At 68.6% G+C, this 11,932-nt stretch carries 14 protein-coding genes and 1 pseudogene; 4 read left to right on the top strand and 11 right to left on the bottom strand.

Features of this window, described 5'->3' with window-relative positions; genetic code table 11:
* Window positions 1-268 precede the first annotated feature (268 nt).
* From msrA to P7A99_RS10970, 4 genes are all read right to left on the bottom strand, one after another.
* Entirely contained in the window at window positions 269-859 is a 591-nt protein-coding gene (msrA, locus tag P7A99_RS10985) for a peptide-methionine (S)-S-oxide reductase MsrA (RefSeq protein ID WP_431307658.1), read from the bottom strand.
* 61 nt (window positions 860-920) lie between these two features.
* Window positions 921-1,208 carry a hypothetical protein gene (locus tag P7A99_RS10980; protein ID WP_277793914.1) on the bottom strand — a complete coding sequence of 96 codons (288 nt, stop codon included), beginning with the start codon at window positions 1,206-1,208 and terminating at the stop codon, window positions 921-923.
* Complete coding sequence (locus tag P7A99_RS10975; RefSeq protein WP_101715332.1) at window positions 1,193-1,489, bottom strand: hypothetical protein; 297 nt, start codon at window positions 1,487-1,489, stop codon at window positions 1,193-1,195. The genes P7A99_RS10980 and P7A99_RS10975 overlap by 16 nt, the downstream gene beginning before the upstream one ends.
* Window positions 1,490-1,861: 372 nt before the next feature.
* Window positions 1,862-3,052, bottom strand: coding sequence for an acetyl-CoA C-acyltransferase (locus P7A99_RS10970; protein WP_277793913.1), 1,191 nt, complete (start codon window positions 3,050-3,052; stop codon window positions 1,862-1,864).
* Window positions 3,053-3,306: 254 nt separating this feature from the next.
* Here P7A99_RS10970 and P7A99_RS10965 point away from each other — a divergent pair, with 254 nt between their 5' ends.
* Window positions 3,307-3,813, top strand: coding sequence for a winged helix-turn-helix transcriptional regulator (locus P7A99_RS10965; RefSeq protein WP_277794065.1), 507 nt, complete (start codon window positions 3,307-3,309; stop codon window positions 3,811-3,813).
* Between the two features lie 5 nt (window positions 3,814-3,818).
* On the opposite strand, the gene P7A99_RS10960 is transcribed toward P7A99_RS10965, so the two are convergent.
* Together P7A99_RS10960 and P7A99_RS10955 are read right to left on the bottom strand one after the other, a co-directional pair.
* The gene (locus P7A99_RS10960) at window positions 3,819-4,037 is read right to left on the bottom strand and encodes an MbtH family protein (RefSeq protein ID WP_277793912.1); all 219 of its coding nucleotides are present in this window, start codon (window positions 4,035-4,037) and stop codon (window positions 3,819-3,821) included.
* Window positions 4,038-4,351: 314 nt separating this feature from the next.
* Entirely contained in the window at window positions 4,352-4,804 is a 453-nt protein-coding gene (locus P7A99_RS10955) for a DUF3617 domain-containing protein (RefSeq protein ID WP_277793911.1), read from the bottom strand.
* A gap of 213 nt (window positions 4,805-5,017) precedes the next feature.
* Between P7A99_RS10955 and rpmB the strand changes: the two genes are divergently transcribed.
* Window positions 5,018-5,317, top strand: a complete 300-nt coding sequence (gene rpmB, locus P7A99_RS10950; RefSeq protein ID WP_277793910.1) for a 50S ribosomal protein L28 — start codon at window positions 5,018-5,020, stop codon at window positions 5,315-5,317.
* Window positions 5,318-5,709: 392 nt separating this feature from the next.
* On the opposite strand, the gene P7A99_RS10940 is transcribed toward rpmB, so the two are convergent.
* The 4 genes from P7A99_RS10940 to cobT form a co-directional block, all read right to left on the bottom strand.
* Window positions 5,710-6,012, bottom strand: a complete 303-nt coding sequence (locus P7A99_RS10940) for a hypothetical protein (protein WP_058346489.1) — start codon at window positions 6,010-6,012, stop codon at window positions 5,710-5,712.
* A gap of 289 nt (window positions 6,013-6,301) precedes the next feature.
* Window positions 6,302-6,613, bottom strand: coding sequence for a hypothetical protein (locus P7A99_RS10935; RefSeq protein WP_277793909.1), 312 nt, complete (start codon window positions 6,611-6,613; stop codon window positions 6,302-6,304).
* Between the two features lie 473 nt (window positions 6,614-7,086).
* Entirely contained in the window at window positions 7,087-8,157 is a 1,071-nt protein-coding gene (locus P7A99_RS10930; RefSeq protein WP_277793908.1) for an esterase-like activity of phytase family protein, read from the bottom strand.
* Complete coding sequence (gene cobT, locus P7A99_RS10925; RefSeq protein WP_277793907.1) at window positions 8,154-10,082, bottom strand: cobaltochelatase subunit CobT; 1,929 nt, start codon at window positions 10,080-10,082, stop codon at window positions 8,154-8,156. Before cobT ends, P7A99_RS10930 begins: the two co-directional genes overlap by 4 nt.
* 110 nt (window positions 10,083-10,192) lie before the next feature.
* On the opposite strand from cobT, the gene P7A99_RS10920 reads away from it, so the two are divergent.
* Window positions 10,193-10,372 carry a DUF1328 family protein gene (locus tag P7A99_RS10920; RefSeq protein ID WP_058346966.1) on the top strand — a complete coding sequence of 60 codons (180 nt, stop codon included), beginning with the start codon at window positions 10,193-10,195 and terminating at the stop codon, window positions 10,370-10,372.
* A 180-nt stretch (window positions 10,373-10,552) separates the two neighbouring features.
* Here the strand turns inward: P7A99_RS10920 and P7A99_RS10915 are convergent, their stop codons facing one another.
* On the bottom strand, window positions 10,553-11,692 hold the full coding sequence (locus tag P7A99_RS10915) for a DUF3089 domain-containing protein (RefSeq protein WP_277793906.1): 1,140 nt from the start codon (window positions 11,690-11,692) through the stop codon (window positions 10,553-10,555).
* Window positions 11,693-11,770: 78 nt separating this feature from the next.
* Between P7A99_RS10915 and P7A99_RS25200 the strand changes: the two are divergent.
* A pseudogene (locus P7A99_RS25200) lies at window positions 11,771-11,857 on the top strand (hypothetical protein); the annotation flags it as partial.
* Window positions 11,858-11,932: the final 75 nt, after the last annotated feature.

Below are 11,932 nucleotides of genomic sequence, written 5' to 3'. Positions count from 1 at the left end.
CGGAAGCGGCGGCCACGCAGGCGGTGGCGAACAAAGCGGCGCGAAGCATCGGCGCGGCGTCTCCCTCTATCGTTGCAGCCACGTTTCCATGCCCGCGAGGGAATGTCGAGAGATTAGGTTTGTAATTTTGAATACTCCCCCTGAAGGGGGAGTTGTCGCGAAGCGACTGAGGGGGAAGGAATTGCGGAGTCTGCGTTTGTCGCCGACTCATCAGCAACTTCCCCCTCCGGCCCTCCGGGCCACCTCCCCCTTCAGGGGGAGGGTTGGATTACTTCCCCCAAACCTGCGCCAGCCGGCGATCACGGCCGCAGCCGGTGCGGTAGAGGTGGTATTCCACCGCGTTGTTCCTGGCGTAGTCGCGGTGATAGGCCTCGGCCGGCCAGAAGGTCTGCAGCGGCAGGATCTGGGCCTTCATCGTGCCGGTCTTCAGGCGCTGGGCGGCCAGGGTGCGCGAGCGTTCGGCGGCGGGGCGCTGATCGGCGTCGACGAAGACGGCGGGGCGGTAGGAGGGACCGCGGTCGCAGAACTGGCCGCCGTCGTCGGTGGGGTCCACCAGCTTCCAGTAGCGCGACAGCAGATAGGCATACTCGATCTTGGCCGGGTCGTAGGTGACGCGGACGGCCTCGTAGTGGCCGCTGCGCTCGCTGGTCACGTCGCGGTAGGTCGGGTTCTTGACGTGGCCGCCGGTATAGCCGCTCTCGACCTTCACGACGCCGGGGATGCCGCGCATGTCGTTCTCCATGCACCAGAAGCAGCCGCCGGCGAAGACGGCGGTCTTGGTGGCGGCGGAGGCGGACGCCGGCAGGGCGGCCAGGGGCGCGGCCAACAGGGCCAGGGCGATGAGGAGGCGACGGATCATGGGCGGTCCTTTCAGAAGCTCGAGATAGGTACGGATCGAGCCGGCGAAAGGATGGAGGCGATCAGCGCCAGCCGTGGCCCACGCCCCGCACCACCGGAACCGACGCCAGGCGCGCGGCCAGGACCTGGGCCCGGTCGTCGCCCTGGTCGTCGATCTCCAGGCGGATGGCGATGTCAGCGCCCTCGGGCTGGGCGGTCAGGGCGCGCAGGCGCACCTGCTGCACGCTGGCCACGCCCAGCACCCGCATCAGGGCGTCGGGCGTGTCTTCGGCGGTCACCAGGAAGAGACGGCGTTTGTCGTCTTCCGATTTGAGCTCGCTTACGTCGCCAAGACTCACGGGCGCACCCACTGGTGTTCCACGCTGGCCGAGTTGACGCCGGGCCAGGCGGCCAGGTCGCGGGCGAGCAGGCGGGCGGCCTGGTCGCCGAGGCGACGCACGCGCAAGCTGGCCTCGACCAGCTGGCCGACGGGCTTGAGGGACAGGTTGCACAGCTCGGCGCCGCAGTCGGCCAGGCTCTGGCGGACGGCGTCCAGCGCGCTGGGCGCGTCCTGGGCCGACAAGAACAGCTGGTGGACGGTGACGCCGTCGTCGTCGCTGTGGAAGGCGGGTGGGGAAGGCAGGTAGCTCATGTTCGAAGATCCTTTTGAGTTTGAGGACCGTCGGACCACGCAACGAAAAAGCCCCGCTCCTTTCGGAGGCGGGGCTTTTTCGGATCTTGTGATCCTTCGGCTTGGTTTTCCAGGGAGGTCCCTAGTCTGCGCGCCGTTTTTGCCCCGTCCTGACAGGCACGGTTTTAATCTGGTTCATCTTCGACATCATGGCGCACCACATCGCGACGCCGGCCGAGAGGCCAGTCGTAAAGAGCGCGATGGTAATCAGGTGCGAGGGCATGAAGTCGGAAGGGTTCCAAGAAGGCTTGCAGGTCAACAGGTAACGCTTGCCGGCCCGCCGCGCAAGCTCTTGCCGCGCGGCGGGCCAAAATGCCTCATGTTGGGCACAAATTAGGCGAGTTCGATCGCCATGGCCGTGGCCTCGCCGCCGCCGATGCACAGCGAGGCCAGGCCGCGCTTGGCCTTGCGGGCCTGAAGCGCCGAGATCAGCGTGCACAGAATGCGGGCGCCGGACGCGCCGATCGGATGGCCCAGGGCGCAGGCGCCGCCATTGACGTTCAGCTTGTCGTCCGGGATGCCCAGTTCCTTCTGGGCGATCATCGCCACCACGGCGAAGGCTTCGTTGACCTCGAACAGGTCGACGTCGGCGACGCTCCAGCCGGCGCGGTCCAGCGCCTTCTTCATCGCCGGCACGGGGGCGGTGGTGAAGAGGCTCGGCTCGTGGGCGTGGGCGGCGTGGCTGACGACCGTGGCGACGACCGGCAGGCCCAGGGCTTCGGCGACGCTCTTGCGGGTCATGACGAGGGCGGCCGCGCCGTCGCTGATCGAGCTGGAGTTGGCGGCCGTGATCGCCCCGTCGCGCGAGAAGGCCGGGCGCAGGGTGGGGATCTTGGCGGGATCGGCCTTCAGCGGCTGCTCGTCCCTGTCGACGGTCTCCGTGCCCTTGCGGGTGGTGACCGACACAGGCGCGATCTCAGCGGCGAAGGCGCCGCTCTCGACGGCGGCCTTGGCCTTTGCGAGGCCCTTGGTCGCGTAGTCGTCCATGGCCTCGCGGGTGAACTGATAGTCGGCCGCGGTGTCCTCGGCGAAGGCGCCCATCAGCTTGCCGGGGCTGTAGGCGTCCTCCAGGCCGTCGAGGTACATCGAATCCCAGATCTGGTCGTGGCCGATGCGGGCCCCGCCGCGGTGCTTGGCCATCAGGTAGGGCGCGCCGGTCATGCTCTCCATGCCGCCGGCGACGATGACGTCGGCGCTGCCGGCCAGCAGGGCGTCGTGAGCCATGATCGCGGCCTGCATGCCGCTGCCGCACATCTTGTTGACCGTCGTGGCCTCGACCGACTTGGGCAGGCCCGCGCCCAGGGCGGCCTGGCGGGCCGGCGCCTGGCCAAGGCCGGCCGGCAGCACGCAGCCCATGATGATCTGGTCGACCTTGTCGCCCGCGACGCCCGCGCGCTCTAGGGCGGCCTTGACGGCGGTCGCGGCCAGTTCGGTGGCCTTCACCCCGCCCAGCGCGCCCTGGAAGCCGCCCATCGGCGTGCGGGCGAAGCTGGCGATCACCACAGGATCGGCGCGATTGGACATGGACGAACTCCCGATACGTTTGTTTTGCGGTGGAATAGGCCCTCTATCGGCCTGCTTGCGCAAGCGCCTTGCGCGTGAGTGGACGCGATAGTCGGGCGCAAGAAGCGGCCGGCGGCGGAAGGGCGTCTCCCGTCGTCGGCCGGTCAGTCGAGCAATGAACCGAGAGAGTCAATTGCGATAAGAAACTTACCTAGGTTCGTACTCAAAAGCAACGCCCCTTGCATTCCCTCGCGGAACGCCGCACCTTCCCGTCCATGGGCCGCACCGCCGACTATAGCCAGCAACGCTGCGCCATCGCCGCCACCCTCGAGGTCGTCGGCGATCCCTGGACCCTGCTGATCCTGCGCGACGCCTTCCAGGGCGTGCGGCGCTTCGAGCAGTGGCAGGAGCGGCTGGGCGTGGCCCGCAACGTGCTGGCCGCGCGGCTCAAAAGCCTGGTCGGCTATGGTGTGATGGAGACGCGCCGCTATTCCGAGCGTCCGCCGCGCCACGAATACGTGCTGACCGCCAAGGGGCGCGACCTGTCGAACGTGCTGCTGACCATGGCCGAATGGGGCGATCGCCACGTCTATGGCGTGGGAAACGGCCCGGTGCATTTCGTGCACAAGACCTGCGGCTGCGACTTTCACCCCAAGCTGGCCTGCGAGGCCTGCGGTCAGGTGGTCGACGGCCGCGACCTGTCGCGGGTGATCCACGACGATCCTGGCCCGACCGTGGCGCAGGCCCTGGAGGCCGTGGCGGTGAAGGTGGCGGCCGAGTAGGGCCCTTAGGACCGCTCGCGGTCCATCTTGTCGCGCAGGCTCTTGGGGCGCATGTCGGTCCAGACTTCCTCGATATACTTCAGGCAATCGCTCTTGAGGCCCGTGAAGCCGGTGCTCTGCCAGCCCAGCGGTAGTTCGCGGTCGGCGGGCCAGATCGAGTACTGCTCCTCGTGGTTCATAACCACGACGTACCGGGTCAGATCTTCCCGCTCGGCGTCCTGCATGGCTCGGCCCCGTCTTCATAGGTGAGGGGCGAAGCTCGGCCGAGCGGCGCCGGCTGTCAATCGCACAGGTGGAGCATGGTCGCGGCGCGCCGCTTGGTTGTGGCGAGCATGCGGGTTGGTGGGGGTAACCGAAAGGCGTCCACAGCCAAGTTAACGGCAAGGCTTGAAGCGCGGGAACGCGCACGAAACGAATCAGGACCGAATCGCTGACACGGTCCGATTCGGGATTTGTTCCCTACAAGCTATTGTAGCTTAACGGCGCTTAACCACAACGGCGTTCCGCGAGCGCCGGCGAAGGGCGCTCGCACGCGGCCTTACTTCACGTCGGCGGGGCAGGTGGCTGAGAGGCGCTTGGCGTTCATGACGCCGGCCAGGGGCATGCCATCGACGGTCTTCATCTTGATGTCGAGCTTGAAGCTCTCGGGGGTGTAGCTGCCCTTGGCGTTGACCGGGGCGGCGCGGCCCTTCTTGTCGGTCCACGTGCCCTTGAGGGCGATCTTGCCGTCGTCGACCTGGTTGGTGGTGTATTCGCACTTGTAGCGGCGCGTGCAGATGCCCTTGGAGAACTGGGCGGCGTCGGCCGGCTTGATGCACTTGTCCTCGTTGCCGATCGGGATGATGCCGATGCGGTAGCTGTATTCCCAATGGCCCGGGAGAATCGTCGGCTTGGAAGCGGCGGCCTGCGCCGTCGCGGTCGCGGTCATTCCCAGGGCCAGGGCGGCCACGGAAGCGGCGAGGGCGGGGGCGGCGAGGGCGATGAGACGCATGCGGTCGAACTCCTTCATGGCCGCGTATATAAGTGGCCGCAGATGAACCGCGATTGAAGGCGCGGTGATGGCGGGCGTTTAAGCCCCATGCGCCTTGACTCTGGCAGGCTCCATCGCCTATATCGCCCCCTCTCGCGCGGCGGACCTGTCCGGAAGCGCGCCTGACATTATGTTCGCGGGGCCTTCGGCTTCGCCTAGCCCAAGGTACTCGTCATGTCGCGCCGTTGCGAACTCACGGGCGTCGGTCCGATGATCGGCCACAACGTGAGCCACTCGAACATCAAGACCAAGCGCCGCTTCCTGCCGGCTCTGTCGCCTGCCACGCTGCAGTCGGACTCGCTGGGTCAATCCTTCAAGCTGCGCATCAGCAACGCTGCCCTGCGCACCCTGGACTTCAAGGGCGGCCTGGACGTGTTCCTGCTGGGCGCCAAGGACGAGCAGCTGTCGCCGCGCGCCCTGAAGATCAAGGCCCAGGTGAAGGCCAAGGCCAAGGCCGCCGCGCAAGCCGCCTAAGCCTTTCGGCCCTCCAGTCCTTAAGGATTGGCGGTCGAATACGAAAAGCCCGCCAGGTTCGCCTGGCGGGCTTTTTCGCGTTTTTCTATCTGGCCCTCTCTCTGAGAGAGAGGGAGGGGCCCGCCGCGAAGCGGTGGGAGGGTGAGAGGTGACAAACTCTCCGGATAGGGCGTCTGGGAGGGTGAGCTTTCCCTCCTGCTTTGGCTCCAGGGCGTCGCTTCTGCGGAGGGGGCGCAGCTGGAGGTTTCGAGGTCTGCCGGCCAGCGGTGAAACCTCTCACCCTCCCACGCCTTCGGCGCGGGCCCCTCCCTCTCTCAAAGAGAGAGGGAAACAAAAAAGCCGCCGTCGCGGGGCGACGGCGGCTCTTGAAGCCTTGCGGGGCTGGCTGCGCCTTAGCGGGCGGCCATTTCCAGCGGCTTGGCCGGGTTGGCGGCGTTGTAGGCGATCAGGTCGGCGTCGCCGAGCTTGGCGACGGCGTCGTTGACCGACGAGCGGACGCAGGCCGGGTACAGGTACATGGCCAGCGACTCGCCGCGGACGTCCTGCCAGCAGACGGTCGAGGCGGCCTTGACGATGTCGGCGCGGACGTCGGCGGCGGCGCGGCCGGCGACCTTGACGCGGACTTCGGCGGCGCCGGCCGGGGCGGCGGCCAGCAGGGCCAGGGCGGAGAGAGCGAGAGCGGCGGAGCGGATCATGGGTGGGATTCCGGGTCGGGCGGCGCTTTCAAGCGCGCGGTTCAGATCGACCGCTTCCCGACGCGTTCCTCCGGCGACTGGTCCAGGATCTCGCCCGCTCTGTCGCCGGAGAACAGCCATAGCTCATCGCTGATCAGTTATCAACAGTCATGTTGCCGCAACCTGTGAGCGAAGTCATTGATTTCACGCGTTTGTTACCGGTGTCATGGTCGGCGCTCCAGGCAAGCAAAAGCCCGCGGAGCGGGGGCTCCGCGGGCTCTGGTCCCGATGGGCTAAGGCGTGAGAGCGCTTAGCGGGCCGAGGCGGTCTTCACCAGACCGTTCGAGCGCCATTGGGTCTTGTCGTAGGCGGTCAGGGTCGGGCTGCCGACCTTTTCGACGGCGGCGCGGGCCACGTCGCGGATGCAGTAGGGCAGCACGTCGGCGCCGTAGGTGGTCGAGCCGTTGTCTTCCTGGCACACCGAGGTGGCGGCCTTGACGATGTCGGCGTGCACGGCGGCGGTGGTGCGGCCGGCGACCTTCACGGTGACTTCACCGGCGAAAGCGGCGGGGGCGCTCAGGAGAGCGATGGCCGAAGCGGCCAGAACAAACACACGTTGCATTTCAGTCATTCCGGAAAGGGGGTTGGGATCAACCTCCTCCCGATGCGTTCCTCTGACGGCCGACCGGATCTCGCCAGTTCGTCGCCGTCACGAACTAGATAGTGCTGACAGCGTTGTCATATCAAGTGCCTTTTTGGCTCCCGGTGTCAATTTTTTACGACGCCGGCGAACGGTGCGTGCGCAAAAGGCAGGATGTGCAGCAAATAAGCGCCTCAAAACCGGTTAGTTTCAGGTGAAATTATCCCTTTATCGTGTCGCTGCGTGCGAGCCTGGACCCGACTTCGGGCTATCGGCGGGAAGGTCCTGACCCCGATGGCGGCGGTGAGCGGCAGGGCCGCCCAACGGGCGATCCCGGGCTTTGAGGCGGAGGCGCCGACGGGCCGCTGTTGCCCAGGCACCACAACCGACGGCTGGGTTTGGCGGCGATCGCGGTGAAAAAGCGCGACTCGGAGCCGGCGCCCCTGCCGCTCTGGCTAGCGGCGCTTCTTCTTCGGCGGAGCGGGAGGCGGCGCCGGCTGGGGAGGCGGCGGGGTCCAGTCGAAGGCCAGCAGCAGGGTGCGCTGGTTCATCGACCCGCCGTTGTCGTCCGACAGCAGGTAGATCCGCGTGGCCCCATTTGGGCCGGCGGCCAGGGCGACGCCCTCGAAATTGTCGCGAGTGACCTGGCCGTCCAGCATCAGGGTGGCCAGGGGATACTGCTTGGCCGCCGGCAGCAGCGGATCGGGCAGGAAGCGCACTTGGGCGCGCCAGCCGCGCACGGGGTCGTAGGCCCGGTGCAGGGTGGCCAGGGCCTTGCCCTGGAAAGCGGCGAAGCCCGACAGGCCCCAGGTGAAGTCGTTGGGCGTCTGCGGGGCGATCGACTGGCAGCTGGCCGACAGCCGGCACAGCCAGGCCTCACCCTCCTCGCCGCCGACCAGATAGGCGTCGGGGCCGGCGGCCGGATAGGCGGTGATCGCCTCCATGCCCTCGTTGTCGGGGAAGACGGTGGCGGGCTTGGGGGCGGGAGCAGGGCGGCTCCACTGGCCGTCGGCGCCGACGGCGTAGCGCCAGATGCGGTGATCGCGCTCGAAGCTGACCAGGCGCTCGCCGTTGGGCAGGCGGGCCAGGCCCTCGGCGTCGCCCTCGGTCTTGCCGCGCAGGCCCTGGCCGTCGACGCCCAGCAGGGGCGACAGCTTGCCGTCGGTGAGGCCTACGAGGCGGCCGTTGGCGTCGAGCTGGAGCTTGGCCGAGAAGCGGTCGCCGTCGTCGGTGATCGCCTCCAGGCCGTTGCCGTCGGTGAGGATCAGGTCCGACAGGCCATGCAGGCGGCTGGTGTCGGCGCTGGTGATGTGGATGCCGCCGGCATAGACGAAGCGGCCGACGGCCGTCTGGCTGGCGTCCGAGGCGTTCAGCGGCACGGGGGTGGTGGTGAGACCGATCTCCGGCCCGACCTTGACCGGGGCGGCGGGCAGCACGACGGGCGGCGGCGGGGCGGGCTTGGGCCCGCACTGGGCCAGCATGCCGCCGGCCAGGCCCAGGACGAGCAGGCTGCGCAGTCCGATCACGCCGAAACCTTGCGGGCGGCCTTGGGAGCCTGGGGCACGACGGTGGGCGGCGGCGGCAGCAGGCCGCGGGCGCGCACGGCCGTGCGCGGCTCCTCGTCGAACAGGGCGGCCAGCTGCTCGACCAGCACCCCGCCCAGTTGCTCGACGTCGACGATGGTGACCGCGCGGCGGTAGTAGCGGGTGACGTCGTGGCCGATGCCGATGGCGATCAGCTCGACGGGGCTCTTGCCCTCGATCTCGGCGATGACCTGCCGCAAATGCCGCTCCAGATAGTGGCCCGAATTGACGCTGAGGGTGGAGTCGTCCACCGGCGCGCCGTCGGAAATCACCATCAGAATGCGGCGGGCTTCGGGCCGGCCGATGATCCGCTGGTGCGCCCACATCAGGGCTTCGCCGTCGATGTTCTCCTTCAGCAGACCCTCGCGCATCATCAGGCCCAGGTTCTTGCGCGCCCGACGCCAGGGCGCGTCGGCGGCCTTGTAGACGATGTGGCGCAGGTCGTTCAGGCGGCCGGGCGAGGGCGGCTTGCCGGCCTTGATCCATTCGTCGCGGCTGGTCCCGCCCTTCCAGGCGCGGGTGGTGAAGCCCAGCACCTCGGTCTTGACGCCGCAGCGTTCCAGCGTGCGGGCCAGGATGTCGGCGCAGACGGCGGCGACCATGATCGGGCGGCCGCGCATCGAGCCGGAGTTGTCGATCAGCAGGGTCACGACCGTGTCGCGGAACTCCTGGTCCTCTTCCTGCTTGAACGACAGCGGCGCGGTGGGGTCGATGATCACCCGCGTCAGCCGGGCGACGTCGAGCATCCCTTCCTCGAGGTCGAAGGTCCAGGCGCGGTTCTGCTGCGCCAGCAGGCGGCGCTGCAGCTTGTTGGCCAGGCGCGAAACGACGCTGGAGAGGGCCGACAGCTGCTGGTCGAGATAGGCCCGCAGGCGCGTCAGCTCGTCCGGATCGCACAGCTCCTCGGCCGAGACCACCTCGTCATAGGCCGTGGTGAACACCTTGTAGGCCGGCTCGCCGCCCTTGTCGGCCGACGAGTCCGGACGGGCGGGCTTGGCGCCGTCGCCCATGTCGGGCGTCTCGTCGCTGTCCTGCGGCTCGCCCTCCTGCTCGGACTGGACGATCTCCTCGTCGCCGGCCTGGCTCTCGCGGTCCGAGGACTCGCTTTCCTGCGGCGAGGAGCCGTCGGTCTGCTCGCCCTCGCCGTCGCCCTGATCGTCGTCGGCGGTGTCGGTGGGGTTGTCGTCGTCGCCCTCGTCTTCGTCGGAGCTCTCGGTGGCGTCGTTGACGTCGTCGCCAAGGTCGAGGTCGCGCAGGATCTGGCGGGTGACCTTGGCGAAGGCGGCCTGGTCGTCGACGGCGGCGGCCAGACGGTCGAGGTCCTTGCCGGCCTTGCTCTCGATATCGGCGCGCAGGATCTCGACCAGGGCCTTCGCGCCATCGGGCGGGGCGTCGCCGGTCAGGCGCTCGCGCACCATCAGGCCCAGGATCTCGGCCATGGGGGCGTTGTTGCGGTCGAAGGCGACGGCGCGGGTCAGGCCCTGCTTTTCGAGGCGGGTCTCGAGCACGCTGGTCAGGTTGGCGCGCACCCCGCCCAGGGCGTTGGCGCCGATGGCCTCGATGCGGGCCTGTTCCAGCGACTCGTAGATCGCCTGGGCGTCGGGCGCGGCCGGACGAGAGCGGGCGTGGGTCGACGGGTCGTGGTGGGCCAGGCGCAGGGCGATCTGGTCGGCCATGCCGCGCAGGCGGGCGGCGTCGGGGCCGGACAGGTCGCGCGGCGGATGCGGCAGCACGGCGCGGTTGCCCACGAGGCCCGGCGACTCGCCCGAAAACACGATCTCAAGGTCCGGCGTCTCGGCGAGCGAGCGGGCGGCGTGCGCCAGGGCGCGCTTGAAGGGTTCGGTGGGGTTCTCGGGCTTGGCGGCCATGGCTTTGGAGTTAGCGGCGCGCGCCCTCGAACACAAGGAACGACGCGCGCCAAGGCGACGTTGATCCTGTGAAGCCTGCATCACGCGGGCCCAGTGCAAGGAGCTTACCCATGCTGAAATGGGCTCTGATCTTCGCCGTGGTGGCCATCATCGCCGGCGCGCTCGGTTTCACCGGCATCGCGGGCGCCGCGGCCGGCGTCGCCAAGATCCTGTTCTTCCTGTTCCTAGTGATCTTCCTGGTGGCCCTCGTGCTGGGCATGGGGATCTTCAAGGGCGTGACGGGGAAATGACCCGGATCCTTCTCCCCCTGCGGGAGAAGGTGTCGGCGTTAGCCGACGGATGAGGGGTCTCTCAGACGCAGAACGCCGCGACAGCTGAAAAGCCGCCGCGGCGTTTCTGTTGGTGCGACCCCTCACCCGACCCCGCTCCGCGGGGCCACCCTCTCCCGCAAGGGGAGAGGGACTTGATTGCTACTTCCAGCCCTTCCCCTGCGCTTCCACCAGCGCCACCAGGTCGCCCATGGCCAGGTTGACGTCGGCCAAGTGCAGGCCCCAGGCCTTCAGCGGCGAGCCCAGCACCATCAGGTCGCCGGGGATGTCGTCGACGCGTGGGTCGGCCGGGTCGCCGTGGACCTTGATCGCCAGGTAGTCGTAAGGGCCGCTGGTCGCGCACTCGGCGGTCACCAGGCCGGGCGTCGAGACGAAGGTCGTGGTCACGTCCTGGCCCTTCACCCAAGGCGTCTTGCGCGGCGCGCCAGCGATGGTCTTGTCGCTGAAATAGCTGTGCAGGGGCGCCTCGCCGCCGGCCAGGGCCGCGGGGTTGACGCAGGCCGCACGCTTGGCGCCTTCAGCCTTGCCGAAGAAGGCCGGCTCGGCCGGCGGGCTCGAGGCGCGGAACGACACGTAGGAGACGATGCAGCCGGTCTGGCCCGGCTGGCGGCACATCTTGATCCCGCCATAGGCGTCGGTCGCCGGATCGATGGGCGTGTTCATGCCGATGATCAGGGCCGAGACCAGCTGCTTCTGGATCGGCTTGCCGTCGATCTCCTCGGCCAGCAGGCGCAGCAGCACGCGCGAGCCCTGCGAGTGGCCGATCAGCACGACGCCGCGGCCGCGGTTGTCGCGGGCCAGATAGTCCTTCCAGGCGTCGAGCACGTCATTGTAGGCGAGGTTCTCGTCGCCGGGCGAAGCCTTGCCCTGCATCACCTGGCGCAGGGCCGCCAGGGTGACCTGCCGGTACATCGGCGCGAAGGTGCGGCAAACCTGGCCGAAACGCGCGAACTGCTGCTCGGCGACGATGGTCTCGGCCGGATCGATGGTCATGTCGCTGTTGCCGCCCTTGTCGGTCGACACGGTCGGATAGACGTAGAAGCAGTCGATCGGGGCCTTGGGATCGGCCTTGAAGGTTTCCACCCTGGTCGACCCGTCGGCGGCGACGATGGTGGCGGTCTGGTCCTGGGCGCAGGCGTCCTGGCGGCCGGGGCGGCACAGCCAGGCGGCGTCCTGGGTGTAGTCGTTCTTCGGCTGAGGGCCCGTCGGCGCCGGCTGGGCGCAGGCTGCTCCGGCCAGCCCCATGGAGACCGCGAGCGCGGCCCAGATCGTCTTGTGCATTTCCATCCCCTCGCAGGCCGAACGGCCGTTTGGCGGGGAGGATGGCTTGAGAGGAAGAGAAGGGGAAGTCGAAGTTCTCTCCTCCCCCGTGAAACGGGGGAGGGGGACCGCGAAGCGGTGGAGGGGGCGAGACTGGGCTCCGTGCCGGTGGTGGGCCCCCCCCCCCCCGGCGCCGGAGGCCCGCCCCCCCCCCCCCCCGGTGAGGGGGGGGCGGGCGAGGCGGCGCCCCCACCTACTAAA

Origin of the sequence: Caulobacter endophyticus, from assembly GCF_029543245.1 — a bacterium.
GTDB classification, from domain to species: Bacteria; Pseudomonadota; Alphaproteobacteria; order Caulobacterales; family Caulobacteraceae; genus Caulobacter; species Caulobacter endophyticus_A.
This window is presented reverse-complemented; position numbering and strand designations above follow the sequence as displayed.